Source organism: Streptomyces sp. CC208A (genome assembly GCF_030010625.1).
Taxonomy (GTDB): Bacteria; Actinomycetota; Actinomycetes; order Streptomycetales; family Streptomycetaceae; genus Streptomyces.
Map to the genome: position 1 here is coordinate 56,971 of NZ_JASCXN010000014.1, position 23,722 is coordinate 80,692.

A 23,722-nucleotide genomic window follows, 5' to 3' on the forward strand; every position below is an offset into this window, starting at 1 on the left:
CACTGTGCCGTACGCCTCCGACAACGGGTATCGGTCAGATGCCCGGGATCTCCCGCGCCCGGAAGGCGTCCCGTACCGCCGTCGCCGCCTTCGTCCCGTACATGCCCTGGGCGGTGGCGATCGTCGTGCGGGCCGCCGCCTCGAAGCTGGTGTCGGGGGCGAAGCCGAACTGGGCGTTGACGATGATCCGGTCGGCGGTGCGGGCGCCGAGGGCCTTGCGGATGTCGAAGAGGGCGCGGGACCAGATCTCGCCGTCGGCGTGGACCTCGCCCTCGCGGTCGGCGTAGGTCTTGGTGCCGTCGAGGCGGCGCAGGCAGTGCGGGGCGGGGCTGTAGCCGGTGGCGTCCCAGTCGGCGACGCACGCCTCGTCGGCCTTCATGGGCCAGCCGTACTTCTGGACCGCGTGGTTGCCGACGGTGACGGCGAGGTAGTCGCCGAAGGCCTCGCCGATGGAGCCGGCCTCGACGGAGGTGCCGAAGCCGGGGACCTGGGCGTGGTGCACGGCGTGGCCGTACTCGTGGAGGATCACCTCGGCGTCCTCGGCGTCGTCCACGCCGCCCTTGCCGAAGCGGATCTCGGCCTTCTTGTCGGTGAAGTAGGAGTTGTCGGCGCCCCACTGGTTCAGCCGGACCGGCTGGACGCGGTCGTTGGCGCCGGGCAGCTCGGTGCCGAAGCCGAGGCTCTGCAGGTACTCCTGGGCCTCGTTGACCCAGAAGTACGCCATGACCTGCTCGAACCCGTCGTCGGAGCGGTCGTACGAGGCGGCCAGGGCGACGCTCGCGGGCTTGCCGGTCTCGGAGCGGACGGCGGCCCACTTGCCGGAGAGGCCGCCGCTGCCGTCGAGGTTGCGGAGGGTGGCGAGGGCGTAGGCGGAGGCGGGGACGTCGCTCGCCGCGTCCTTGTGGTCGGCGAGGGTCTGGTCGCCGGTGGACTGGACCGGGTTGACCATGAAGATCCGGCCCTGGGGCGCGGGCGCGGAGGCGGAGGCAGGCGCGGGGGCGGCGGCGCCGGCCGTGGCGGCGGGGGTCAGCGTGGCGGCGGCGGCCAGGGTGACGACGGCGGCGGCCAGGAGGCGCCGGGGGGTGCGGTGGGCGGTCATGGACATCCTCCTGCGCGGGGACGCGGCGACGAGACGATTGGCATGCGCGTGACAGTCAAGGCGGCGATCTTCGCGTACGGGCCGCCTCCCTGAACAGGCCCCGGCCCCTCCGATCCGCTGTGACGCGGGCCACAGGCGATCCGGGCGGGCCGCAGTACGCTGGTCGCATGCCTCTGCTCGTACGCCGCCGCCACGTGGACTTCGTCCGCGTCACGAGCATGAGCTGTCGCCGCGCCGCCTGACCCCAGGGGCACCACCCTCCCGCCCCGCGGGGTCCCTCCACCGACCCCTGTCGACCGGCACCCGCGGCCCCCGCCCCACCCCGGCGGCCGCCCCGGGACCCGTACACCCGCGGACGCATCCATGAGCCTCAGCGCACCCCTCGCCACCCCCGCCGTCTCGTACGCCTCGCAGCTCCCGATCGTCGACCTCTCCGCCGCCGGCCGCGGCCCCGAGGCCCGCCGGCTGCTCCACGCCCAGCTGCACTCCGCCGCCCACGACGTCGGCTTCTTCCAGCTCGTCGGGCACGGCGTGACCGAGGCCGAGACCCGGGCCCTCACCGACGCCATGCACGCCTTCTTCGCCCTGCCCGAGGCGGACCGGCGCGCCCTCGACAACCTCAACTCGCCGCACTTCCGCGGCTACACCCGCGTCGGCGACGAGCGGACCCAGGGTGCCCGGGACTGGCGCGACCAGCTCGACATCGGCGCCGAGCGGCCCGCCCGCGCGCCCGCCCCCTGGGAGCCCCCGTACTGGTGGCTCGAAGGCCCCAATCAGTGGCCCGAGGCGCTGCCCGAGCTGCGCACCGCCGCCCTGCACTGGATCGACCGGCTCAGCGGCGTCGCCGAGCGGCTGCTCCACGAGCTGCTCGCCTCCATCGGCGCGCCCGAGGACTTCTACGACGACATCTTCGGCCCCCGCGCCCACCCGCAGCTCAAGCTGGTGCGCTACCCCGGCAGCAGCGGCGAGGGCGACGACCAGGGCGTCGGCGCCCACAAGGACTACGGCTTCCTCACCCTGCTCCTCCAGGACCAGGTGGGCGGGCTCCAGGTGCAGCGGGAGGACGGCAGGTTCCACGACGTGCCGCCGCTGCCCGGTGCCTTCGTCGTCAACCTCGGTGAACTCCTCGAAGTCGCGACGAACGGCTATCTGATCGCCACCAACCACCGGGTGGTCTCCCCGCCCGGCGCGACGGAACGGTTCTCCGTCCCGTTCTTCTACAACCCGCGGCTCGACGCCCGGATCGCCCCGCTCGACTTCCCGTACGCCGACCGGGCCCCCGGCATCACCACCGACCCGGCGAACCCGCTCTTCGCCGAGTACGGCCGCAACGCCCTGAAGGGGAAGGTCCGCGCCCACCCGCTGGTGGCGGCGCGCCACCACGCGGACCTCCTGCTCCGGCAGGATCAGCCGACGATGTCGGCGTAACCCTCGATCTCACGCGGGTCCCGTCGCCCCGGGCCCGTGTACCGGGCCGACGGGCGGACCAGGCGGCCGGTGCGCTTCTGCTCCAGGATGTGCGCCGACCAGCCGGCCGTCCGGGCGCAGCTGAACATCGACGTGAACATGTGCGCGGGGACCTCGGCGAAGTCGAGGACGATCGCGGCCCAGAACTCGACGTTGGTGGCGAGCACGCGATCCGGACGGCGGTTGTGCAGCTCCTCCAGGGCGGCCTTCTCCAGCGCCTCGGCGACCTCGAAGCGAGGTGCGGCGAGCTCCCTGGCGGTACGGCGGAGCACGCGGGCGCGGGGGTCCTCGGCGCGGTAGACGCGGTGGCCGAAGCCCATCAGGCGCTCGCCCCGGTCGAGGGCCTGCTTCACGTACGCGGTGGCGTCGCCGGTCCGCTCGATCTCCTCGATCATGCCGAGGACGCGGGAGGGCGCGCCGCCGTGCAGCGGCCCGGACATGGCGCCGACCGCCCCGGAGAGGGCGGCGGCGACGTCGGCGCCGGTGGAGGCGATGACGCGGGCGGTGAAGGTGGAGGCGTTCATGCCGTGCTCGGCGGCCGAGGTCCAGTAGGCGTCGACGGCCTTGACGTGCTTCGGGTCCGGCTCGCCGCGCCAGCGGATCATGAACCGCTCGACGACCGACTCGGCCTTGTCGATCTCGCTCTGCGGCACCATCGGCAGCCCCTGCCCGCGCGCCGACTGGGCGACGTACGACAGGGCCATGACGGCGGCGCGGGCGAGGTCGTCGCGGGCCTGCTCCACGGAGATGTCGAGGAGCGGTTTGAGGCCCCACACCGGCGCGAGCATGGCGAGCGCGGACTGCACGTCGACCCGGATGTCGCCGGAGTGGACCGGGATCGGGAAGGGCTCGGCGGCCGGCAGGCCGGGGTTGAAGGCGCCGTCGACGAGCAGGCCCCACACGTTGCCGAAGGAGACGTGGCCGACGAGGTCCTCGATGTCCACCCCGCGGTAGCGGAGCGCGCCGCCCTCCTTGTCGGGTTCGGCGATCTCGGTCTCGAACGCGACGACTCCTTCGAGGCCCGGTACGAAGTCGGACATCAGGCGGCTCCTTCTAATCGATGGTCTCTTATCGATGATCGATCAACCGACCGGCGGTCGCTGGCGGGACTCAACAGTCATCCAGCGCATGAGTCTGTACGGTTCCGATGATGCGGGGAAGCGTGACATCCGGCACACTCCGCCGATCCGGCGACAGAGGATTGACGCCCCGCCGTGGCGGGCAAACTGGGGTGCTGCGGCAGGATGGCCCCGTGACCGACGCCCTGGACCCCGCCGACATGCGCGAGCAGTACCGCACCAAGGAACTGACCGCGGCCGACCTCGCACCCGACCCGATCCAGCAGTTCGCCGCCTGGTTCAAGGAGACCGCCGCCAATCCGGCGATCCACGAACCGAACGCGATGATCGTCTCGACCGCGACCCCCGACGGACGCCCCTCGTCCCGCACGGTCCTGCTCAAGCACTACGACGAGGCCGGCTTCGTCTTCTTCACCAACTACGGCTCCCGCAAGGGCACCGAACTGGCCGCCAACCCGTACGTCTCCCTGCTCTTCCCCTGGCACCCCCTGGCCCGCCAGGTCATCGTCACCGGCCGCGCCGCCCGCACCCCCCGCGCCGAGACCGCCGCCTACTTCCGCACCCGCCCCCACGGCTCCCAGCTGGGCGCCTGGGCCAGCGAGCAGTCCTCGGTCATCTCCTCCCGCGAAGAGCTCCTGGCCCGCTACGACGAGCTGGCCACCCGCTACCCCGACTCCGAACAGGTCCCCGTCCCCCCGGCCTGGGGCGGCTTCCGCGTGATCCCCGAGACCGTCGAGTTCTGGCAGGGCCACGAGAACCGCCTCCACGACCGCCTGCGGTACGTCCGCGGCGACGGGGGCGAGGGCTGGAGCGTGGAGCGGCTGGCGCCCTAAGCGTCCCCGCCCCTGGAGGGCCCGCCCTGCGCGGCCCCGCCCTCCGCGAGGGCGCGCCCCAGGACCAGTGCGGTGTGCACGGCCGCGGGGATGTCCGTGACCGGGAACTGGACGTGCCGCACGGTCCGCTCCCGGTCCACGACCAGGACCAGCCGCTTGAGCCGGAGCAGCTGCCCGGCCCGGAAGGTCGGCAGCCGCAGCGCCGCCGCGAGGCGGGTGTCCGTGTCGGAGAGCAGCGGGAAGGGGATGTCCTCCGCGGCGGCGAAGGCCCGCTGCTCGTCGGGGCGCTGCGTGGAGACGCCCCGGACGGCGACCCCGGCCGCCGTGAACGTCTCGTACGCGTCCCGGAACAGCCGGTTCTCCAGCGTGCAGCCGACCGTGCCGGGGATGTCGGCCCAGCCGTCGGGCAGCGGGCTCGGCCGCCCGGTGGCCGGGTAGCAGAAGAGGACCGTGGCGGCGGCGCCGGGATCCATCGGGTCGAGCTCGCCGCCGGTGTGCGCGGGCAGGGAGAGCCGGGGGAGCCGGGTGCCGGGCAGGGTGTGGACGCGCACCGCCTCGGCGCTGTCCGCGTCGGCGGTGGCGGTGAGGCTGCCGTCCCCGAGGACCCAGCGGTCGGCCCAGTCCTGCATGGAGACCAGGACGGGCAGCAGGGCGCGGCCGGCGGCACTGAGCCGGTACTCGTACCGGGGCGGTCCCTGCTGGTAGGGCGTCTTCTCCAGGACGCCGCTCTCGACGAGGTGGCCGAGCCGCTCGGTGAGGACCTTGCGGGAGATGTCGAGCTCGCGCTGGAGCTCGTCGAAGCGGTACCGGCCGCGGGCGGCCTCGCGGACGATCAGCAGGCTCCACCAGTCGCCGATGACGGCGGCCGCCTGGGCGACGGCGCAAGCGGTGTCGCGCTCGGGTACGGCTCGCGCCATGTCTCTCGTCTCCCTCTCGCCCCCTCGGGGCTCCTCTGGTCCCTATCTTGCGCCAAACGGTCAGTTCCCGATAGAAACTCACTCGTCACGAGCGAGTTCCTAAAAGAGACTCGCCTTATGGGCAGGGGGGATGTCCTTGCCCGTCGCCCGGGCCACCGCATGGCGCACCTGGCAGACGACGCGCCGCGCCTACCCGTGGACGTACGCCGTCGGCACCGTGCTGCCCGCCGCGCTCGCCATCGCACTGGCCTCCTTCGCCTACCACTCCATCGGCGGCGGCACCGTCGCCGCCGACTTCACCGAGGACACCGGCACCACCGCGTACCTCGCCTACCTCACCGTCGGAGCGGTCGCCTTCCAGTTCACCGTCCGGCTCATCCTCTGGGCCGCCAAGGCCCTCATCACCGAGATGCGCGAGGGCACGCTCGGCGCGCTGTTCATCGCGCCCGCGGGCCGCTTCCCGTACCTCGCCGGCTTCACCGCGTTCGCCGTGGCCGGCAGCCTGGTCGAGTTCCTGGCGCTCGGCGCCGTCGTCGCGGCCTTCGGGATCGCGATCCCCGTCTCCTCACCGGCCGGCGTGCTCCTCGGAACGGCCGCCCTGATCGGCACGGTCTTCGCGTTCTCCGTCGGCCTCGGCGGCCTGATGATCGCGGCGGGCGAGGCGCACATCTCGCAGAACACCGTCTTCGTCGTCCTCGGCCTGCTCGGCGGCTTCACCTTCCCCCGCACCTACCTGCCCGAATGGGCCCAGTGGTGCGCCGAACTCCTGCCCACCACCGCCGCGGTGGACGTCCTCCACGGCGCCACCACCGGCGGCCAGTCGCTCGCCGACCTCCTCCCCAGGCTCGGGACCTGCGTGCTCGTCGCGGCCGCCTACCTCCTCCTTGGCCTGCTGTACCTGCCGCGGGCCGAGGCCCGCGCCGCCGAAAGGACGTACTGACCGATGACGGGCATCCAGGTGCGCGCACTCCGCAAGGACTTCCCCGTCCGTGACAAGGGCCTCTTCGGCCCCCGTACCCTCAAGAGGGCCGTCGACGGCCTCGACCTCGACATCCCGCCCGGCCGCATCACCGGCCTCCTCGGCCTCAACGGCGCCGGCAAGACCACCACCATCAAGATCCTCGCCACCCTGCTGCGGCCCAGCGCGGGCACGGTCCGGGTCGACGGCCTCGACACGGTCGCCGACGCCCGCGCCGTACGCCGCCGGATCAACCTCATCGCGGGTGGCGAGCGCATGGTCTACACGCGGATGAGCGGCCGGGAGAACCTCTGGTACTTCGGCCAGCTCTACGACGTCCCCAAGGCCGAGCTGCGCCCCCGCATCGACGAACTCCTCGACCTGGTCGGCCTGTCGGACGCGGCCGACACCACGGTGGAGCGGTACTCGCGCGGCATGACCCAGCGACTCGCCATCGCCCGCGGCCTGATCAACCGTCCCGACTACCTGCTCCTCGACGAACCCACCCTCGGCCTCGACGCGCCGATCGCCCGCGACCTGCGCCGGGTCGTCGCCGAACTCTCCGCCACCGGCACCGGCGTGCTCCTCACCTCGCACTACCTCGCCGAGGTCGAGGAGCTGTGCGGCCACGTGTACGTGATCTCCGGCGGCCGGCACCTCGCGCAGGGCAGCCCGGCCGAACTGAAGGCGGCGACCGGCAGCCATCGCACGGTACGGGTCACGGTCACCGACCCGAGCGAGGCCACCGCCGCCGTCGCCGCCCGCTTCGGCGCGACCCGCGAACCGCTGCCGGACGGCGGCGAGGTGATCGTCCTGCGCCACCCCGACGGCATGGCGGGCCCGCTGGCCGCGGCGATCGTCGAGGCCGGCGGCTCCATCGGCGGCCTGGAGATCGCCGAGGCCAGCCTGGAGGACGCGATCCTGCGCCTGGCGGACGGCACCGCAGCGGTCGCGGCCCCGGCCCCCGCCCCCGAGGCGGTGGCCGGATGAACGTGCGACACGCGCTGCGGATCTTCGCCGCCGAGGCGCTCAAACAGCACCGCCGCCTCTTCGGCCAGCCGCTCGTCGCCTTCTCCATGCTGGTCTGGCCCGTCCTCCAACTGGCCACCACCTACTACACGCTGCGACCGGTCGCCACCGCCTCCCGGGCCGCCGAGAACTGGCCGCTCGCCGCCGACCCGGACCGCCTCCTCGCATTCCTCGCCACCGGCACCCTGGCGTACGCGTTCTTCTTCTCGCTCGTCCAGTCCGCCTGGCACTTCTCGTACGAACGCGCCACCGGCACCCTGGAGCTGCTGTTCCTCTCCCCGGCACACCGGCTCACCCTCATGATCGCCAACGGCGCCGGTGCGCTGCTCCAGAACGCCTGGCTGCTCACCTGCTTCACCGTCGCCGCTCTGACCGGCTTCGGCGCGCTGTCGGTGTCCGCGTGGTGGATGTACGGGGTGGTCTTCCTGGCCCTGCTGATCCCGGCGGTGGCGTGGGGCGCGTTCCTCAACAGCCTGCTGGTGTTCTCGCGCGACTCGGCGTTCCTGTACACGATCCTCGACGAGCCGCTGTGGTTCGTCGCGGGCGTCCGGCTGCCCCACTTCGCGCTCCCGGCCGCCGTCCAGGTCGTCGGCGCGGTCTTCCCGCTCACCGGCAGCCTGGTCGCCCTCCGCGGCGCCCTCCTGGAACACCGCACCCTGACGGACCTGGCCCTCCCGCTCACCGGCCTGGCCGCCCTCAGCGCCCTGCTCCTGGCCGCCGCCGCCCTGATCCTGCGGCTCGGCGAGGCCCGCGCCCAGCGCACGGGCCGCCTCGCGATGGCCTGAGCCGCGGCGACAGGGGCCCGGAAGCAAGGACGGCGACAACAGGGCTCTTCCTGGAGGGAAAGCCGACATGGCTGCTGTCGAAGCTACGGACATGCGGCATGGCGGAGCCAGGTCATTCCGTCGCCTGTCGGGTGCCGAAGGGACCAGAAATTCTGAAGGATTATCAGTTTATTCCAGTTTCTTTTCTCATATTCGGATTCATCGCGTAGTTTGCCTGAAGTCGGTTCATTAGTGGTGGGAGGGGGTGATGGCGGTGCAGGCTGTCCGGGCGTCGAAGAAGTTCCGGGGGAAGAACAAGGCTCCGAGGTGGACCAGACCCGATGACGGGATGGTGTCGGTGATGGTGCTGCCGCTGGCCGTCACCGATCCCGCCGACCTCGTCCGGCTGGAGAGGCTGTTCGGCGCGATGTGGTCGCTCAAGCGGGCCGTGCAGCGCGACGCCCGCGCCAGGGTCGATGCGTACTGGGCCGCCTTCCACGAGCGGAACGAGCAGGGTGCGAAGGCCGTACGGCAGCGCCTGGGCCTGTCCCGTGAGGCCCTGGAACGTTGCGCGTACCGGCATCTGGAGGCAGCAGGGCATCTCAAGCACCATGTCTCCAAGGCCCTGGCGATGCACATGGCCGACGAGGTGTGGAACGGTGTCGACCGCCACCTGTTCGCCGACAACACGGGCAAGCGTCACGGCCGCCCCAAGGTCGGACGGTGGCACGATTTCACCCGCATTCCGGGCCGCGCCCGCTCCCACACCACCGAACGCAAGTGGGAGACCTTCCGCCTGGTCGGCACCCTGGACGGGCACTTGATGGCCTATACCGGCGGTGGTCGGCACGGTCTGATGCAGCCGCACCGGATGCCCACACCGGCCAAGCCGGACGGCAGGGTCACCACCGGCAAGGGCACCCGCAAGGCCACCTGGTGGGACCACACCGGACCCCTCGCCGTGGTGTTCGCCGGAGGCCCGGACGGCAGGCGCGGTGACCTCGTCCTGCCCGTCCGCATCCCCCAGGGGCCGGGCCAGGAAGCCCGCGTACGGCACTTCCTTGAGGCCGGTGTCCGCTGGCACAAGGTCGATCTCGTCCGCCGCCGCAAAGCCGGTGCGCCGGGCGGCTGGGTATACGAGGCGCACCTGATGGTCCTCGGCCCCGGCTACGCCTCCCCGGCGGTCCGGCAGATGCGGCAGCGCGCTGCCGGACTGGACCGGATCGGCGGGGTGGACGGTAACGTCTCGAACCTGTCCGTCGTCTCCTTCCCCGCCTCGCTGGACCCCGCTGACGGTGCTCCGGCGTCTTCGGAGATCGTGCTGACCGACCAGGAGCGGGCGCGGCTGGAGAAGGCCGCGAAGAAACGGCGCGGCCGGGCGCGAGCCCTTGAGCGTTCGCGCCGGGCCGCGAACGCCGCGCAGTACGGCATGTCGAAGCGGCAGCGTGAGCGCGCCGAGCGCCGCACCAGGAAGGGCCTGAGGCCCAGGACGGTGGCGGTGCCGGGCGGTGCCCGCGACTCCCGGTCCGATGGGAGGCCGAAGCAGGCGTACCGGCGCGACCGGCTCTCCGCCGGCTACCGGGAGCTGCGTGCCCGGCAGGCCGAAGCCGCCGCTTCGGCCGCCGAGTACCGGCGCCACCGCGCCCGGAAGATCGCCCGGGAGATCATCGCCGTGCACGGACCCGTGCTCGTGGTCGAGGACTGCGACATCCGCACCTGGTACCGGCTATGGGGCAAACGCCTGTCCCAGACCACACCCGGCATGCTGATCTCCGCCCTGGAGACCGAGTGCAAGGCCGCAGGCGGCAGGCTCGTACGCGCCTCCACCTGGTCCACCGCCCTGTCCCAGCACTGCCTGTGCGGCCAGCGCGTCACCAAGACCCTCCGCGACCGGGAACACCGGTGCACCGCCTGCGGCCTCGCCGGAAAGCGCGACCTCGTATCCGCCGCCTTGGCCGCCTTCGTGGGTCTGGCCGATTCCGACGCCCCCAAGACCGCCCGACTGGACTCAGCCTGGTCGCGCAACGCACAGATCACATACGGAGAAGGGCTGGAAGAAGCCCTGCGTGAGTCAACCACACCGTGCCAGAACACCCCCCGGGGTGCTGGTCGCGTGGCAGTCCCGCGTCAGCGTGGGACCTCTGCTCACCGAACCGTCGCACGACGGGACCGAGCAACCCCGGATGAGCCGCGCCGCGTGCGCGACCACGCTGGAGCGCCCGGCACCCGAACGGCGTGCAGTCCACAACTCACCCTCTGGTGAATGACGGACCAAGTCTTAGGTTCGGACGGGAGCCGACCGGACTTACCAGCGGCTCAGGGGTCGGTGACCGCTTGGGCCGGGGCGCCACAGGCGCTTACCCGCTGCCTCACGCGTCCCGCCGCCGCATCGCCCACCACCCCGCCAGCAGCGCCGCCGCGGTCCACAGGGCGGTCACGCCGAGGCCGGTCCAGGGGCCTAGGGGGCCGAGGGGGGACTGGAAGAGGATCTGCTGGCCCGCGCGGTCCGGGAGCCAGGTGGCGGCGCCTTCGGAGACGCCGCCGATGACGAAGGACACGATGAGGACGAACGGGATCAGGATGCTCAGGACCGCGACCGCGCTGCGGAGCAGGAAGGTCAGCCCCATCGAGAACAGCGTGATCAGCGCGAGGTAGAGCCCGGCGCCGAAGCAGGACCGCAGGGCGCCCGGGTCGCCGATCCCGATGGCGTACTTCCCGAGGAACGCGTTGGCCGTGAAGAACATGACGAAGCCGGCCGCCACGCCCGCGACGAGCGCGCTCGCGCCCACCGTCGCCGCCTTCGCCGCGTAGAAGAGGGTCCGGCGCGGCACGGCCGCCAGGGAGTTGCGCAGGGCGCCGTTCAGGTACTCGGAGGAGGCGGCGGTGGCGCCGAAGGCGATGGCGGCGATCTGCACGAAGTTCATCGGATAGTAGATCCAGAAGAGGGGGTCGATCTCGCCGGTCTCCGCCTCCGGCTGCCCGATGGCGGGGAAGACCGCCAGGGCGACCCCCAGCGCGGCGACGAGGACGGCGAGCAGGGAGCCGAAGCTCGACCGGACCGACCGGATCTTGATCCACTCGGAGCGGAGGACGGCGGGGACGGTGACGGCGGTGGACATGGTCAGGCCTCCTGCAGGGGACGGGCGGTGAACTCGGCGGCTTCCGCCTCCGCCGTGAGGGCCAGGTACGCCTGCTCCAGCGAGGCGCGCTCGTCGGCGAGTTCGAAGACGGGGATGCCTTCGCGGGCGGTGACCGCCCCGATCTCCTCGGCGGAGGCGCCCTCGACCATCCACCGGCCGTCGGGGTCGGCGGTCTCCCCGACCGTCCAGCCCTTCGCCAGGAGCGTCGCCCGCAGACGTACCGGATCGGCGGTGCGCACCCGCACGCGCGCGTGGCTGTGGGCGTCGATGAACTCCCGCATGGGCACGTCCGCGAGGAGCCGGCCGCGGCCCAGGACCACCAGGTGGTCGGCGAAGGCGGCCGTCTCGTTCATGAGGTGGCTGGAGACCAGGACCGTACGGCCCTCGGCGGCCAGCCGGCGCAGCAGTCCGCGGATCCAGACGATGCCTTCCGGGTCCAGGCCGTTGGCGGGCTCGTCCAGCATCAGGACCTCCGGGTCGCCGAGGAGCGCGGCGGCGATGCCGAGCCGCTGCCGCATGCCCAGCGAGTAGCCGCGGATCCGGCGCCGGGCGGCCGGCTCCAGGCCCGTCTCCGCGAGGACCTCGTCGACCCGGCGGGCCGGCAGGCCGTTGCTCGCGGCGAGCATGCGGAGGTGGTCGCGGCCAGTCCTGGAGGGGTGCGCGGCCTGGGCGTCGAGGAGGGCGCCGACCGTACGCAGGGGCTCGTCGAGCGTCACGTACGGGTGGCCGCCGACGGTGGCGGTGCCCGAGGTCGGCCGGTCGAGACCGAGGACGAGCCGCATGGTGGTCGACTTCCCGGCGCCGTTGGGGCCGAGGAAGCCGGTGACGCGTCCCGGTTCGACCCGGAACGTCAGCTCGTCCACGGCCCGGGTGGCGCGCCCGCCGCCGTACTCCTTGGTGAGGTTCTTGACGTCGATGCTGGTCATGGCTCGACTCTCGCCGTCGGGCGGCCCCGAACCATCCCCCACGCGTGGAGACCGTCTCCCCCGTGCGGGGGAGCCGCGCGGGACCGCCCCTTGAGAAGATCACCGAATGCCCGCACCGTTCCTGACGCCGCTCCGGCCCCTGGTCCGCGCGGTCACGTACACCCGCTGGCTGCATCTGCTGGTCGGCGCGGTCGTGCCGCTCGCCGTCGCCCTGATCTATCCGGGCCTGTCCGCCCCGACCCTCGTGGACTGGCTGGTCGTGGCGACCCTGCCGGTCCCGCTGGTCGCGGCGGTCGCCCTGGTCCCGTCGGCCCGCCGCGCCGAGGGCCTCCAGGCGCGCCTGATGCTCTTTCCCGGGAAGCACGCGCGCGTGCGGGGCGCGACCGACGGCGACACCGGCATCTCGGCGGCCCCCTCGGCGTCGTGGACGGACCGGGGCAGGACGGCGCTGTGGATGGTCTTCCGGCTGGAGGCGGGCCTCGCGACCTGGCTCCTGTCGGTCTGGCTGGTCCAGTGCGCCCTGGTCCTGGCGGGCGTGTCGGTGGAGGAGCCGGTGGCGGAGGCCCTGACCCCGTCGTCGGCTCCCGCGTTCCTGGCCCCGCTCCCCCTCCTGGCCCTCCTCGGCCTGGTCGTCGCCGGCGGCCGGCTGGACGCGCGGGTCGCCCGCCGCCTCCTGGGCCCCTCGGTGAAGGAGCGCATGGCGGCCCTGGAGGACCGGACGGAACGGCTCCTCGAACGCAACCGGATCGCCCGCGAACTCCACGACTCCCTGGGCCACGCCCTCACCCTGGCCGTGGTGCAGGCGGGCGCCGCGCGGGCGGCGAAGGACCCCGAGTTCACCGACCGGGCGCTCGCGGCCATCGAGGAGACCGGCCGGACCGCCCTGGAGGACCTCGAACGCGTCCTGCTCCTCCTCCGCGAGACCGGCCGCCGCCCTGCCGGCGCGAGCCCCGGCCTCGACGAGGCCGCCCGCCTCCTGGACTCCGCCCGTTCCTCGGGCGCGCGGGTGGACGCCGAGATCACGGGCCCCGTGGAGGACCTTCCGGGCCCCGTCTCCCGGGAGGCGTACCGCATGCTCCAGGAGGCCCTGACGAACGCCCTGCGCCACGCGGGCCCGGTCCCCGTCACGGTCAGGGTGACGGCGGACGGCACCCGCCTCGCCCTCCTGGTCGCCAACCCCGTCCCCGACGGCCGTCCCCCCGCCGCCCCCGGCTCGGGCAGCGGCCTGCGCGGCATCCGCGAACGGGCGGCGCTGCTGGGCGGCGAGGCGAGGTCGGCCGTGAAGGACGGCGAGTGGAGGGTGGAGGTGTCCCTTCCGCTTCGCTGAGCGCTCAACCGACCCTAGGCTGGCGGGATGTCGATCAAGGTCCTCCTCGTGGACGACGAACCGCTCGTACGGGCCGGCCTGCGCGCCGTCCTGGAGGCGCAGCCAGACATCGAGGTGGTGGGCGAGGCCGCGGACGGCGCCGCCGTCATCCCGCTCGTCCGGAGCCTTGGCCCCGACGTCGTGGCGATGGACGTCCGCATGCCCCTCATGGACGGCATCGAGGCGACCCGGGCCGTCCTGCGCACGGTCGACCCCCCGCCCAAGATCCTCGTGGTGACGACCTTCGAGAACGACGAGTACGTGTACGGCGCCCTCCGCGCGGGCGCCGACGGCTTCCTCCTCAAGCGCGCCCGCCCCGCCGAGATCGTCCACGCGGTCCGGCTGGTCGCGGAGGGCGACTCCCTCCTCTTCCCGGCGGCCGTACGCGACCTGGCCGCGGCCCACGCCCGGGACCGTCCCGCCAACGAGGCCCACGAGGCCCTGGTCCGCGCGCATCTGACGGACCGGGAGGAGGACGTCCTCCGCCTCATGGCCCGGGGCCTGTCCAACGCCGAGATCGCCGCCCGTCTCGTCGTCGGCACCGAGACGGTCAAGTCCCACGTGAGCTCCGTCCTCGCCAAACTGGGCGCCCGCGACCGCACCCAGGCGGTCATCGCCGCCTACGAGTCGGGCTTCGTCTCGCCGACATAGGCCCCCGGAGTAATCCGGCTGAAACCGTTTCGCCGAACCCGGTGTGTTCTGAGTCACGTTCCAGTTGAATGGCCTGCGTCAGGGGTGACCGGGGGGAGTGCCGGGTGAGTGCTTTCACGGGGTCCGCGCGGGACACCGCTTCCGTACCGGGAGCGGGGGCCGATCTGCTGGCCGCGCTGCTCGACGGGATGGACGCGGCGCTGTGCGCGCTGGACGCGGACGGGACGGTGACGCACTGGAACCGCGAGGCCGAGCGGATCCTCGGCTGGCCGGCGGCGGAGGCCGTGGGGCGGCGGGGCTTCGACGGCTGGGCGGCGCGCAGTGCCGACGCGGGGGAGACGCTCGCCCGCGTGATGGGGGCGATGCGGACGCCGGGCCGGCAGGTCCACGAGCTGGCGCTGCTCCGCAAGGACGGCGGCCGGGTCCTTGTGCGCTGCCAGTCGGCGGGGGTGCGGGGCGCCGACGGCCGTCCCGCCGGGGTCTACTGCGCCTTCAGCGAGGTGCACGTGCAGATCGACCTGGAACGGTCGATCGCCCTGAGCGAGGCCCTCTTCGACGACGCCCCCTACGGGGTCGTCCTCATCGACGCCGACCTGCGCCCGGCCGTCGTCAACGGCTACGCCGCGAAGGCGATCGGCGCGGGCCGTACGACCCTGCTCGGCCGTCCCCTGGGCGATGTCGTCGCCCGGGGCGTGGAGGAGCTGGAGGGCGCCCTCCAGTACGTCCTCGCGGAAGGCGCCCCGCCGGCCCCGGCGGACCTGTGGGTGACCCTCGCGGCGGCCCCGGGTGCCGGGGAGCGGCGGCGGTGCTGGCGCAGCGGTTTCGTACGGCTGGCCTCGCCGATGACGGAGGAGCCGGTGCCGCTGGGGGTGGCGTGGCTGTTCCAGGACGTGACGGAGGAGCGGCTGGCGGCGCGGGAGGCGGACAGGACCCGGTTCCGCTGGAGCCAGCTGCACCGGGCGGGCGTGGCGGCGGCCGAGTACGCGGATCCGGCGGAGGCGGTGGCGGTGCTCCTCGACTTCGCGCTGGCCGGGTTCGCCGACCACGGCCTGGTGGACCGGGTGGCGGGCGACCGTCGGCTGTCCCGCGCGGTGGCGTCCCCGGCGGGCGCCCCGGACGCGGACGGTCTCGGCGGCGGTTTCCCGCAGCCGTACGGCTCCGATCACCCTGCCCTCCAGGCGTGGGACCGTGCGGGTTCGCTGCGGGTGAGCGCGGGCCGGGAAGCGGCGGAGTGGGCGGCGGCCCGCCACTGGCCGGCGGACACCGCGCACGCGCTGTGCACGGCCCTGCGCTCCCGGGGCCGTACGGTCGGCGTCCTCACCTTCCTGCGGACGGCGGCCAGGGGCGGCTTCGACCGGCAGGACGCGGTCTACGCGGAGACGGTGGCGGCGCGGGTGGCGGCGGCGCTGGACGCGCCGCCGCTCGCCTGACGCTTCTGACGCTTCGAGAGCGGGTCAGTGCCGGTAAGCGGGTCAGCGCCGGTAGAAGATCCGGTCCGCGTACTCCGTCATCACGCGCCCGTTCCACTCGTGCCCGCCGTCCACGTTCCCCGAGCGCAGCAGCGGCGGCTCGATCCCGCGCCGGACCAGCTCCTCGGCGGCGGCGGCCATGGTGGCCTGCATGAGGGCGCTGGTGACGACGGTGGAGGCGGGGGCGAACGGCGCCTCGATGCCCTCGTGGGTCAGCTCCGCGTCCCCGACGTCGATCTTCGAGTCGAGGACGATGTCGCAGTGGTCCTTCAGGTACGTCCCCGAGACGTGCCGCGACTTCGTCTCCGTCGCGTACGCGACCGAGGTGACGCCGATGACGGTGAGGCCGAGCGCGCGGGCGTTCATCGCCATCTCGACCGGCAGGGCGTTGCGCCCGGAGAGGGAGACGACGAACAGCACGTCGCCGGCGGTGGCGGGGGAGGAGTCGAGGACGGCTCCGGCGAGCCCGTCGACGCGTTCGAGGGCGGAGCCGAGCGTCGCCGGCATGACGTCGACGCCGACGACGCCGGGGACGGCGAGCAGGTTCATCAGGGCGAAGCCGCCGGCCCGGTAGACGACGTCCTGGGCGGCCAGCGAGGAGTGCCCGGCGCCGAAGGCGAAGAGCCGGTTGCCGTTCGCGACGGCCCCGGCGACGGCGGCCCCGGCGGCGGCGATCTCCGCCGCGTCCTCGTCCCGCACCTTCTGGAGCAGCCCGATCGCCGCATCGAAGAACCGTCCCGCCAGCTTGCTCTCGCCCATGTGAGGAAGCTCCTTCTCGTCGAGGTCGCCGATCACGGTGCGGTCTGGACCATTGCCCTGTCAATACCGCCCCGCGCACCCTCTCCCTCCTCAGCCGTCCCGCTCTGTGGCGGGGCGGCCCGCTTGTCGGCCCGATGCGCAAGAATTGGTGCAGGGCCAGCGCACGACTCATCGAGGGGCACGAATGTCCGGACTGATCGACACCACGGAGATGTATCTCCGCACCATCCTGGAGCTGGAAGAGGAAGGTGTGGTCCCGATGCGTGCCCGGATCGCCGAGCGGCTCGACCAGAGCGGCCCGACGGTGAGCCAGACGGTCGCCCGCATGGAGCGGGACGGCCTGGTGGCCGTGGCGAGCGACCGCCACCTGGAGCTGACCGAGGAGGGCCGCCGCCTCGCGACCCGCGTGATGCGCAAGCACCGCCTCGCCGAGTGCCTGCTCGTCGACGTGATCGGCCTGGAGTGGGAGCAGGTCCACGCGGAGGCGTGCCGCTGGGAGCACGTGATGAGCGAGGCCGTGGAGCGCCGCGTCATGGAGCTGCTGCGCCACCCGACGGAGTCGCCGTACGGCAACCCGATCCCGGGCCTGGAGGAGCTGGGCGAGAAGGCCGAGGCCGAGTCCTTCCTCGACGACTCGATGGTGTCGCTCGCGGACCTGGAGGCGAGCGAGCCCAAGACGGTGGTCGTGCGCCGCATCGGCGAGCCGATCCAGACGGACGCCCAGCTCATGTACACCCTGCGGCGGGCGGGCGTGCAGCCCGGCTCGGTCGTGTCCGTCTCGGAGTCGGCGGGCGGCGTGCTCGTCGGCAGCGGCGGCGAGGCGGCGGAGCTGGACCCGGAGGTCGCGGCGCACGTGTTCGTCGCGAAGCGCTGAGCGAAGCGTCGGCGGGCGACGCGGGGAAGGGGCGGTACGGGACCCGTACCGCCCCTTCCGCTTCCCCGGGACCCTCGTCGTGCGCCCCGTTTACGCCGGAATGGCCCCGCCCGCGCCCTTGGCGTGCCACGCTGATACGAGACGTGGTGACGGGGGCGGAGAGGGGAGGGGCATGCGGCGAACGGACCAGAGGGCGAGGTCCCGCGCGGCGGAGCGCCACCCGACGGCGTTCCGGCCCTTGGCGGCCCGCGAGGTGACGTCCCAGCAGGTGACGCCCCGCCAGGTGACGGTCGGCCACCTGCCGGTCGGCCATCTGCCGGTCGGCCATCTGCCCGTCGGTCCGTCGCCCTCCCGGACGGCAGAGGGCCCCGGCGCCCTGGGGCGCCGGGGCCTGTCCTCCCCTGTTCCGACCTGGAGCCCCGAGCTCTCAAGGTCGGTCCCCTCGGACCGTTTTCCCCGAGCGGTCCGCCTCCCGTTGAAGATCTCCCCTCGGCAGCGCGCCCCAATCCTTGAGGCCTGTCACTCGAACGAGGGGTGTTGCGTGGCAGAAGCGCATTTTCGAATGCGGGTTCGATAGTCTGGCGGGGTTCGACGGGAAAGAGGGGGTGCCAGATCATGGCGCGACGACTCGACGTCACCGGAGCCGACGGCATCCGGCTGGCGGCCTGGGACTTCACGGCCGAGGGCGAGACCCGCAGAGGGTCGGACCGCCCCGAGGCCCATACGACCGCGCGCCCGGCGGCGGTGAGCATCGCCCGTCAGCCCTCGTCCCCGGAGGACCGTCCGGCACCCCCTTCTCCGTCCGCCGCCGCCCCGGTGTTACTGCTCCACGGCCTGATGGGCCACGCGGCCCACTGGGCCTCCGCCGCACGCTTCCTGACGGGCAGGCACCGCACGATCGCGCTCGACCAGCGCGGCCACGGCGCGAGCGAGAAGCCGAAGGGGGGACCGTTCACGCGCGAGGCGTACGTGGCGGACGCGGCGGCCGTCATCGAGCGGCTCGGCCTCGCCCCCGTCACCCTCGTCGGCCACTCCATGGGCGCCCTGACCGCCTGGCAGCTGGCCGCCGAGCGCCCGGACCTGGTCCGCGCCCTCGTCATCTGCGACATGCGGGCGTCCGCGCTCGGCGCGGCCTCGCAGCGCGCCTGGCAGGACTGGTTCCGCACCTGGCCGGCGCCCTTCCCGACCCTGGAGGCCGTGCACCGCTGGTTCGGCGCGGACGACCCGTGGGTGGAGACGCCGAACCCGGCGCGCGGCGCCTTCTTCGCCGAGGTGATGACCGAACGCCCTGACGGCTGGCACCCCGTCTTCGACCCGGACCAGATGCTGACCTCCCGGGAGACCTGGGTCCACGACGCCCACTGGGACTCCCTCGCCCAGGTCCGCTGCCCCACCCTCGTCGTCCGGGGCCTCGACGGCGAACTGGGCCGCGCCGAGGCCCAGGAGATGGTCCGCGTCCTCCCTCACGGCGCGTACGCGGAGATCCCCGACGCCGGCCACTTCCTCCACTACACCCACCCAGAGGCCTGGGCGGAAGCGGTGGACCCCTTCCTGACGGGCGTCCTGACGCCCTGACGACCGAACGACCCGAGGCCCCCTGTCGTACCCGCCCCCTGCGCTCACCCCCGTGAGCGTCTCCCTCTATTACTCCGCCCGCCGCCCGACCCCCCTGACCCCGCCCGAGACCACCGCCGTCGAGCGCGTCACCGCCGTGCACCTGGCCACGTTCCCGTACGAGGACGAGGAGAGCCTCTGCCTGTACGAAGACGGCGGCGGCGAGCCGGACGCGATCGTGGCCGGCTCCACGAAGCTGCTCCTCGACCCGGACCGCCTCCTCCCGGCCCTGATCCACGTACTGGACTCCGTCACCGAACTGCGCCGCGCCCTCCCGGAAGCGGAGTGGCACGTCCACGTGGACGACCTCGACGTCGACTGGGACGAGACCGAGGGCTACGGCTTCCCCGGCATGCGCGACCCCGACCCCACCCCCTGACCGAACGCCGCCCCCCCGGGCGCGGTACGGTCCCTCCCGCGGCGCGTCGAGCGGTACGCCTCCGCGTCGCCCACGGCAGGACACCGAAGTCACGGAAGACAAAAGGCAACACATGCGCATACCCCTGCGCCGGCGCCTGGCCACGGTGGCCACGGCGCTCGGCCTCACCACTCTGACCGCGCTCGGTGCGGGCGCGGCGCCCGCACAGGCGGCGCCCGCCGACTGCCCGGTGGGCTACTTCTGCGGGTGGAAGACGAACGACGCCACCGGCACGATGTACAAGACCAACGCGAGCGTCGCCACGCTCGGCGGCTGGGACAACCAGTTCCGCACGGTCTCGAACCGCACCAGCAAGTTCGCCTGCCTCCACGACGACGCGAACTTCGGCTACCAGGGCGACGTCTGGTCCATCGCCCCGAACCCGTCGGGCACCGAGTGGGGCGGCGCCGGCAGCACCAGCGTCAGCTCCGTCCGCCTCGTCGCCACCGAGCGCGAGTGCGGCGGCTGGGAGCCCTACCCCTCCTGGTACGCGAACCCGCAGGCCACCGCGCCCGCCTTCGGCGACCTGAACGGCGACAAGACGTCCGACGTCCTCTCCCGCGACAAGGCGGGCCGCCTCTGGTTCCTCCCCGGCGACGGCAGCGGCAAGCTCGTCGGCTCGGGCGGCTGGAACGCGATGAACGCCCTCACCCGGCACGGCGACTTCTCCGGCGACGGCAAGGAGGACGTGATCGCCCGCGAGGCGTCCACCGGCAAGCTGTACCTGTACCCCGGCACCGGCACCGGTGCGCTCGGCGCCCGCAAGCTGATCGGCACGGGCGGCTGGAACGCCATGAACCACCTCACCGCCTTCGGCGACCTCACCGGCGACGGCCGCTCCGACCTCTTCGCCGTGGAGAAGTCCACCGGCAAGCTGTGGCTCTACCCCGGTACGTCCTCCGGAACCCTCGGCGCCCGCAAGCTGATCGGCACGGGCGGCTGGAACAGCATGAACGCCCTCGTCGGCTTCGGCGACATGACGAAGGACGGCAAGGCCGACCTCCTCGCCCGCGAGGCGTCCACGGGCAAGCTGTGGCTGTACCCCGGCAAGACCGGCGGCCTCGCCACCCGCGTCCTGATCGGCAGCGGCTGGAACACCATGGCCGGCTTCCTCGCGGTCGGCGACCGCAGCGGTGACGGTTACGCCGACATGGCCACCATCACGAACAGCCGCTACACGTCGAACTGGGGCAACGGTCCGGGGCTCCTGGTCGCGTACGACGGCCGCTCCACGAACGGCTTCCAGCCGGGCGTCATGGAGGACGAGTCCTGGTTCGGGCTGAACGGCCAGTTCTGACCCGGTGATACGTGAAGGGCCTCCGCCCCGGAGAAGGGTGGAGGCCCTTTCGCGTGCGTGCGGCCGCTACTTCACCTGGGCGAGGAACGCGTGCCAGGCGGTGGGGGAGACGGAGAGGGAGGGGAGGGCGGTGTCCTTGGAGTCGCGGACGTGCACAGAGTGCACACAGGAGGCGACCTCGACGCAGTCACCCTGCTGGTCGCTGCTGTAGCTGCTCTTGAACCACTTGAGGTCGGTACTCATAGCTCTCGTGCCACCTGTTCGATGAGTCGTGCGGAGTACTCCGGGGTGTGGGCCTGGGCCCGCAGAGCGCTGTAGCGGGCGAAGCAGTTCCCCACCTCCGGTTGTTCGGTGAGAAAGTACCTGCCGCCCTGCCCCTCCACGTAGACGAGTTGACTTCGGTGGTCCTCGGTCTCCAGCAGGGTGAAGGGGCCGCTGAGCCCGGCGTGCGTGTGCCTTCCCTCCTCCATGACCTGGATGGTGACATTCCTCAGGTCGGCGCGCTCCCGGATGTGCAGCAGATTCTTCCGGAGGACTTCCCGGCTGCCGAGCGGCTTGGTGAGCGCTGCCAGCTCAAGGACGAAGGTCACCAGCGGCGGGGGCTTGCGAAAGAACAACTCCTGCCGGTTGATTCGGGCAGCGACACTCGCCTCTATCTCGTCGTCGTCCATGGGCGGGATGGCGCTGAGAAAGACGGCTCGCGCGTAGTCATGCGTCTGAAGCAACCCCGAGATCAGGTGATTGTCGTACTTATGGATGCCGACTGCTTTGGCTTCCTCCGCCAGGTAGTCCTCGAACCAGGCGGCGATTCCGCTCGCCGTGATCTCTTCCGCCAACTCGACCAGTGCACCTTGTGCACCCACCAACTCGTCGACGATCTGGACAAAGGATCCCTTCGGGTGGCGTTGCCCACGCTCGATCATTGCCACCTGGGACTTGGAGTACCCGGCCTCCCTGCCCACCGCCTCCATCGAGAGCTTCGCCCGCTCGCGATAGAACCGCAGCATCCTCCCGAAGGCCTTGGAGGCCCCTGGGCCCTGCTTGTTCTGGTTGTTCACACCCGACCTCCCCGAGTGCACAGTGCGGCACAACTCCTCTGTGTCGCTGGTCATAGCAGACCACGGCCGCAAAGCTGGCCGCATGAATCTCCGCAAGTCACTTGACATCAGGCCCTCTTGGGTTCCCGCCGCCGGTCACGCCCTCCGCCTCGCGGGCGTGCACTTCGACGCCGTACGGATCGGCGGGTACCTCGGGGAGGAGGTTGCGTACGACCTCATGGCGTTCACGGGCTTCCGTGCCGGACCGATCGTCCGGGAAGCGACGCGCGAGCGGAACGTCTACTTTCTCCTGGCGCCGGGTACGGCCTCCGGGTACGCGTGGCCCGCGCCGACGCGGGCGCTGTGCGGCGGGGGACGGGGCGAGTCGTACGTCGGGATTCCCGCGCTCGGGGGGACGACGTGGCCGCTCGGCTGGAGGTCGCTTCCGACGCTCGAAGATCCGTTCGTAGAGGGAGAGTTGTTGCATCGGGCGGTGGAGTCTGCGCTACGGTGACGCCAGTATCACGCTCCGTAAAGGGAGCGGCCCCCGGCGGTGCACCAACACCATTCCGAGGGCCTTCACTACCAGTGGACAGGAGCTCCACCAGAAATGCTTCGGCATGTTATCGCGCCCTCGGCGGCGTACACGAAGGTCTCGCACAGTGTCGTCCGGAATCCGCGGCTGACCAGCGACGCGAAAGTCCTCCTTGTCTACCTCCAGGGCCTCCCGGAGAACGTGGCCGCCGCCAAACCCCTTGGTGAGCACGCCGTTGACCTGGGCATGAAGCCGCGGGCGTACCAGCGGGCCAAGGAATCCCTCGTCGCATGCGGGCACCTGCACGAGTGGCGATGGCAGGGCGGCCGGGGGCGCTGGATCACCGAGCAGCTCGTCACCAACGTCACCCTCACGCGTGACGAGGCGGCGGCCGTACGGAACGGCGACCGGTCACCGACTGTGGCCGGTCCGACGGTCGGCGGACCGGCAGCACCGGAATCCGGTGGCTCTCCAACAGACGAAGACGGGGAGAAGACCAACCGCCAACCCCCCGGCGGGCCGACGCCGCCGACGGACCCGGAGGAACCCGGGGGCCTGCCGCAGGAGCAGCAGCAGGAGCGGCAGGCGCAGGAGCGCGACGAGGAAGACCCCGCGCTCGTCCACGCCGAACGCCTCCTCCTCACGCTCCACCACACCGACCGCGATCTGCGCCTCGGCGTCCGTGAGGCGCGCGGGCTCGCCGCCATCGCGGCGGAGTGGCTGCGGCGGGGGGTCTCGGCGGCGGACCTCCGGCACGCCCTGACCGCGCATCTGCCGCGTACCGGCGTCCGTTCGGCGGTCGGGTTCCTCCGGCATCGGCTGACGGAGAAGCTTCCGCCGGAGCCGGTGGAGGCCCTGCCCGGCGAGGCCCCTGGCGCGGCGCCCGGTCCGCTGGTGACCTGCCAGGGGACGGGCGACAAGCCCCACGCCTTCCGGCCGGTCGCGGACGAGACGGTCTGCGGCCCCTGCCGCCGCGAGGCCGCGCTGCGGGCCGAACCGCCCGCCCGGCGGCCCGAGGGCCGTCCCGCCCGTCCGGACTGGCGCGACCTGGTCGCCGAGGCGTTCGCGGAACGCCCGGGGCTCGCCTGGGCCGCCCTCGACCGTGCGGCGGGGGCCGGAGCGTCCGGCGCCTAGGTCGCGTATCGCGTCGTGATCGATGTGCGGGATGTGCCTTCGTGGCGCGGTCCGGTCCGGCAGACGGTCTTACGTGACGCGAGTGCAACTGACGGATCCGGAGCTGGAGTTCATCGAGCCGTGCCTGCCGGTCGGCGAGTACGGCCCGCCCCCCTCCCCCCGAGCGACTGCGGTAGCGGTTCGAGGGCGTGATCCGGCGGTCCAGGGCGGGCGGGCGGTGGCGGGAGATGCCGACGGAGTCCGGCGCCTGGTCGGCCGTCCGCAACCGCCTTCGGCGGTGGTGCGATGCCGGCGTCTTCGAGGCCCTGCTGGAGGGCCTGGTCACGGAAGCCGCGAAGCGGGGGGCGGGCAGGCGT

23 protein-coding genes and 1 pseudogene are annotated in these 23,722 nt (G+C 72.7%); 16 read left to right on the forward strand and 8 right to left on the reverse strand.

The window, feature by feature from the left end:
• Positions 1-34 precede the first annotated feature (34 nt).
• Complete coding sequence (locus QK442_RS17285; protein WP_282694840.1) at positions 35-1,099, reverse strand: M4 family metallopeptidase; 1,065 nt, start codon at positions 1,097-1,099, stop codon at positions 35-37.
• Positions 1,100-1,462: 363 nt separating this feature from the next.
• On the opposite strand from QK442_RS17285, the gene QK442_RS17290 reads away from it, so the two are divergent.
• Positions 1,463-2,527 carry a 2-oxoglutarate and iron-dependent oxygenase domain-containing protein gene (locus QK442_RS17290; RefSeq protein WP_282694841.1) on the forward strand — a complete coding sequence of 355 codons (1,065 nt, stop codon included), beginning with the start codon at positions 1,463-1,465 and terminating at the stop codon, positions 2,525-2,527.
• Here the strand turns inward: QK442_RS17290 and QK442_RS17295 are convergent.
• Positions 2,506-3,606 (reverse strand): citrate synthase 2, encoded by a 1,101-nt coding sequence (locus QK442_RS17295; protein WP_282694842.1) that lies wholly within the window; start codon positions 3,604-3,606, stop codon positions 2,506-2,508. The genes QK442_RS17290 and QK442_RS17295 overlap by 22 nt on opposite strands.
• Before the next feature lie 239 nt (positions 3,607-3,845).
• On the opposite strand from QK442_RS17295, the gene pdxH reads away from it, so the two are divergent.
• Positions 3,846-4,478: a pyridoxamine 5'-phosphate oxidase gene (gene pdxH, locus QK442_RS17300; protein ID WP_282694943.1), complete on the forward strand. Its 633-nt coding sequence runs from the start codon at positions 3,846-3,848 to the stop codon at positions 4,476-4,478.
• Here pdxH and QK442_RS17305 read toward each other — a convergent pair.
• Complete coding sequence (locus QK442_RS17305) at positions 4,475-5,395, reverse strand: winged helix-turn-helix transcriptional regulator (protein ID WP_282694843.1); 921 nt, start codon at positions 5,393-5,395, stop codon at positions 4,475-4,477. The genes pdxH and QK442_RS17305 overlap by 4 nt on opposite strands.
• A gap of 130 nt (positions 5,396-5,525) precedes the next feature.
• On the opposite strand from QK442_RS17305, the gene QK442_RS17310 reads away from it, so the two are divergent.
• The 4 genes from QK442_RS17310 to QK442_RS17325 all read left to right on the forward strand — a co-directional run bounded on the left by QK442_RS17310 (position 5,526) and on the right by QK442_RS17325 (position 10,409).
• Entirely contained in the window at positions 5,526-6,335 is an 810-nt protein-coding gene (locus QK442_RS17310) for an ABC transporter permease (RefSeq protein ID WP_282694844.1), read from the forward strand.
• A gap of 3 nt (positions 6,336-6,338) precedes the next feature.
• The gene (locus tag QK442_RS17315; RefSeq protein ID WP_282694845.1) at positions 6,339-7,343 is read left to right on the forward strand and encodes an ABC transporter ATP-binding protein; all 1,005 of its coding nucleotides are present in this window, start codon (positions 6,339-6,341) and stop codon (positions 7,341-7,343) included.
• A complete protein-coding gene (locus QK442_RS17320; RefSeq protein ID WP_282694846.1) occupies positions 7,340-8,167 on the forward strand; it encodes an ABC transporter permease in 828 nt (275 codons plus the stop codon). The genes QK442_RS17315 and QK442_RS17320 overlap by 4 nt, the downstream gene beginning before the upstream one ends.
• Positions 8,168-8,414: 247 nt before the next feature.
• On the forward strand, positions 8,415-10,409 hold the full coding sequence (locus QK442_RS17325; RefSeq protein WP_282694847.1) for a zinc ribbon domain-containing protein: 1,995 nt from the start codon (positions 8,415-8,417) through the stop codon (positions 10,407-10,409).
• Positions 10,410-10,515: 106 nt separating this feature from the next.
• Here the strand turns inward: QK442_RS17325 and QK442_RS17330 are convergent, their stop codons facing one another.
• Together QK442_RS17330 and QK442_RS17335 are read right to left on the reverse strand one after the other, a co-directional pair.
• Positions 10,516-11,265, reverse strand: coding sequence for an ABC transporter permease (locus tag QK442_RS17330; protein ID WP_282694848.1), 750 nt, complete (start codon positions 11,263-11,265; stop codon positions 10,516-10,518).
• 2 nt (positions 11,266-11,267) lie between these two features.
• Positions 11,268-12,212, reverse strand: coding sequence for an ATP-binding cassette domain-containing protein (locus QK442_RS17335; RefSeq protein WP_282694849.1), 945 nt, complete (start codon positions 12,210-12,212; stop codon positions 11,268-11,270).
• A gap of 106 nt (positions 12,213-12,318) precedes the next feature.
• Between QK442_RS17335 and QK442_RS17340 the strand changes: the two genes are divergently transcribed.
• The 3 genes from QK442_RS17340 (at position 12,319) to QK442_RS17350 (ending at position 15,659) form a co-directional block, all read left to right on the forward strand.
• Entirely contained in the window at positions 12,319-13,539 is a 1,221-nt protein-coding gene (locus QK442_RS17340) for a histidine kinase (RefSeq protein WP_282694850.1), read from the forward strand.
• Between the two features lie 27 nt (positions 13,540-13,566).
• On the forward strand, positions 13,567-14,229 hold the full coding sequence (locus tag QK442_RS17345; protein ID WP_282694851.1) for a response regulator transcription factor: 663 nt from the start codon (positions 13,567-13,569) through the stop codon (positions 14,227-14,229).
• Positions 14,230-14,333: 104 nt separating this feature from the next.
• Positions 14,334-15,659 (forward strand): PAS domain-containing protein, encoded by a 1,326-nt coding sequence (locus QK442_RS17350; protein WP_282694852.1) that lies wholly within the window; start codon positions 14,334-14,336, stop codon positions 15,657-15,659.
• 42 nt (positions 15,660-15,701) lie between these two features.
• Here QK442_RS17350 and QK442_RS17355 read toward each other — a convergent pair whose 3' ends face one another.
• A complete protein-coding gene (locus tag QK442_RS17355) occupies positions 15,702-16,457 on the reverse strand; it encodes an SIS domain-containing protein (RefSeq protein ID WP_282694853.1) in 756 nt (251 codons plus the stop codon).
• A 184-nt stretch (positions 16,458-16,641) separates the two neighbouring features.
• Here QK442_RS17355 and QK442_RS17360 point away from each other — a divergent pair, with 184 nt between their 5' ends.
• The 4 genes from QK442_RS17360 (at position 16,642) to QK442_RS17375 (ending at position 20,660) form a co-directional block, all read left to right on the forward strand.
• On the forward strand, positions 16,642-17,331 hold the full coding sequence (locus QK442_RS17360; protein ID WP_282694854.1) for a metal-dependent transcriptional regulator: 690 nt from the start codon (positions 16,642-16,644) through the stop codon (positions 17,329-17,331).
• A gap of 615 nt (positions 17,332-17,946) precedes the next feature.
• Entirely contained in the window at positions 17,947-18,906 is a 960-nt protein-coding gene (locus QK442_RS17365; RefSeq protein WP_282694855.1) for an alpha/beta hydrolase, read from the forward strand.
• Positions 18,907-18,958: 52 nt separating this feature from the next.
• Complete coding sequence (locus QK442_RS17370) at positions 18,959-19,324, forward strand: hypothetical protein (protein ID WP_282694856.1); 366 nt, start codon at positions 18,959-18,961, stop codon at positions 19,322-19,324.
• 112 nt (positions 19,325-19,436) lie between these two features.
• Positions 19,437-20,660, forward strand: coding sequence for an FG-GAP-like repeat-containing protein (locus tag QK442_RS17375; protein ID WP_282694857.1), 1,224 nt, complete (start codon positions 19,437-19,439; stop codon positions 20,658-20,660).
• Positions 20,661-20,726: 66 nt separating this feature from the next.
• On the opposite strand, the gene QK442_RS17380 is transcribed toward QK442_RS17375, so the two are convergent.
• The gene (locus QK442_RS17380; protein ID WP_282694858.1) at positions 20,727-20,903 is read right to left on the reverse strand and encodes a DUF397 domain-containing protein; all 177 of its coding nucleotides are present in this window, start codon (positions 20,901-20,903) and stop codon (positions 20,727-20,729) included.
• On the reverse strand, positions 20,900-21,718 hold the full coding sequence (locus tag QK442_RS17385) for a helix-turn-helix transcriptional regulator (RefSeq protein WP_282694859.1): 819 nt from the start codon (positions 21,716-21,718) through the stop codon (positions 20,900-20,902). Before QK442_RS17385 ends, QK442_RS17380 begins: the two co-directional genes overlap by 4 nt.
• Before the next feature lie 82 nt (positions 21,719-21,800).
• On the opposite strand from QK442_RS17385, the gene QK442_RS17390 reads away from it, so the two are divergent.
• The 3 genes and pseudogenes from QK442_RS17390 to QK442_RS17400 form a co-directional block, all read left to right on the forward strand.
• A complete protein-coding gene (locus QK442_RS17390) occupies positions 21,801-22,211 on the forward strand; it encodes a hypothetical protein (RefSeq protein WP_282694860.1) in 411 nt (136 codons plus the stop codon).
• Between the two features lie 96 nt (positions 22,212-22,307).
• Complete coding sequence (locus QK442_RS17395) at positions 22,308-23,366, forward strand: hypothetical protein (protein ID WP_282694861.1); 1,059 nt, start codon at positions 22,308-22,310, stop codon at positions 23,364-23,366.
• Positions 23,367-23,439: 73 nt separating this feature from the next.
• A pseudogene (locus tag QK442_RS17400) lies at positions 23,440-23,710 on the forward strand (transposase); the annotation flags it as partial.
• Positions 23,711-23,722 lie beyond the last annotated feature (12 nt).

Coding starts and splice junctions, on each gene's coding strand:
- QK442_RS17285 (WP_282694840.1), bottom strand. CDS start 1,099: ATGACCGCCCACCGCACCCCCCGGCGCCTCCTGGCCGCCGCCGTCGTC.
- QK442_RS17290 (WP_282694841.1), top strand. CDS start 1,463: ATGAGCCTCAGCGCACCCCTCGCCACCCCCGCCGTCTCGTACGCCTCG.
- QK442_RS17295 (WP_282694842.1), bottom strand. CDS start 3,606: ATGTCCGACTTCGTACCGGGCCTCGAAGGAGTCGTCGCGTTCGAGACC.
- pdxH (WP_282694943.1), top strand. CDS start 3,846: ATGCGCGAGCAGTACCGCACCAAGGAACTGACCGCGGCCGACCTCGCA.
- QK442_RS17305 (WP_282694843.1), bottom strand. CDS start 5,395: ATGGCGCGAGCCGTACCCGAGCGCGACACCGCTTGCGCCGTCGCCCAG.
- QK442_RS17310 (WP_282694844.1), top strand. CDS start 5,526: ATGTCCTTGCCCGTCGCCCGGGCCACCGCATGGCGCACCTGGCAGACG.
- QK442_RS17315 (WP_282694845.1), top strand. CDS start 6,339: ATGACGGGCATCCAGGTGCGCGCACTCCGCAAGGACTTCCCCGTCCGT.
- QK442_RS17320 (WP_282694846.1), top strand. CDS start 7,340: ATGAACGTGCGACACGCGCTGCGGATCTTCGCCGCCGAGGCGCTCAAA.
- QK442_RS17325 (WP_282694847.1), top strand. CDS start 8,415: ATGGCGGTGCAGGCTGTCCGGGCGTCGAAGAAGTTCCGGGGGAAGAAC.
- QK442_RS17330 (WP_282694848.1), bottom strand. CDS start 11,265: ATGTCCACCGCCGTCACCGTCCCCGCCGTCCTCCGCTCCGAGTGGATC.
- QK442_RS17335 (WP_282694849.1), bottom strand. CDS start 12,212: ATGACCAGCATCGACGTCAAGAACCTCACCAAGGAGTACGGCGGCGGG.
- QK442_RS17340 (WP_282694850.1), top strand. CDS start 12,319: ATGCCCGCACCGTTCCTGACGCCGCTCCGGCCCCTGGTCCGCGCGGTC.
- QK442_RS17345 (WP_282694851.1), top strand. CDS start 13,567: ATGTCGATCAAGGTCCTCCTCGTGGACGACGAACCGCTCGTACGGGCC.
- QK442_RS17355 (WP_282694853.1), bottom strand. CDS start 16,457: ATGGGCGAGAGCAAGCTGGCGGGACGGTTCTTCGATGCGGCGATCGGG.
- QK442_RS17360 (WP_282694854.1), top strand. CDS start 16,642: ATGTCCGGACTGATCGACACCACGGAGATGTATCTCCGCACCATCCTG.
- QK442_RS17365 (WP_282694855.1), top strand. CDS start 17,947: ATGGCGCGACGACTCGACGTCACCGGAGCCGACGGCATCCGGCTGGCG.
- QK442_RS17375 (WP_282694857.1), top strand. CDS start 19,437: ATGCGCATACCCCTGCGCCGGCGCCTGGCCACGGTGGCCACGGCGCTC.
- QK442_RS17380 (WP_282694858.1), bottom strand. CDS start 20,903: ATGAGTACCGACCTCAAGTGGTTCAAGAGCAGCTACAGCAGCGACCAG.
- QK442_RS17390 (WP_282694860.1), top strand. CDS start 21,801: ATGAATCTCCGCAAGTCACTTGACATCAGGCCCTCTTGGGTTCCCGCC.
- QK442_RS17395 (WP_282694861.1), top strand. CDS start 22,308: ATGCTTCGGCATGTTATCGCGCCCTCGGCGGCGTACACGAAGGTCTCG.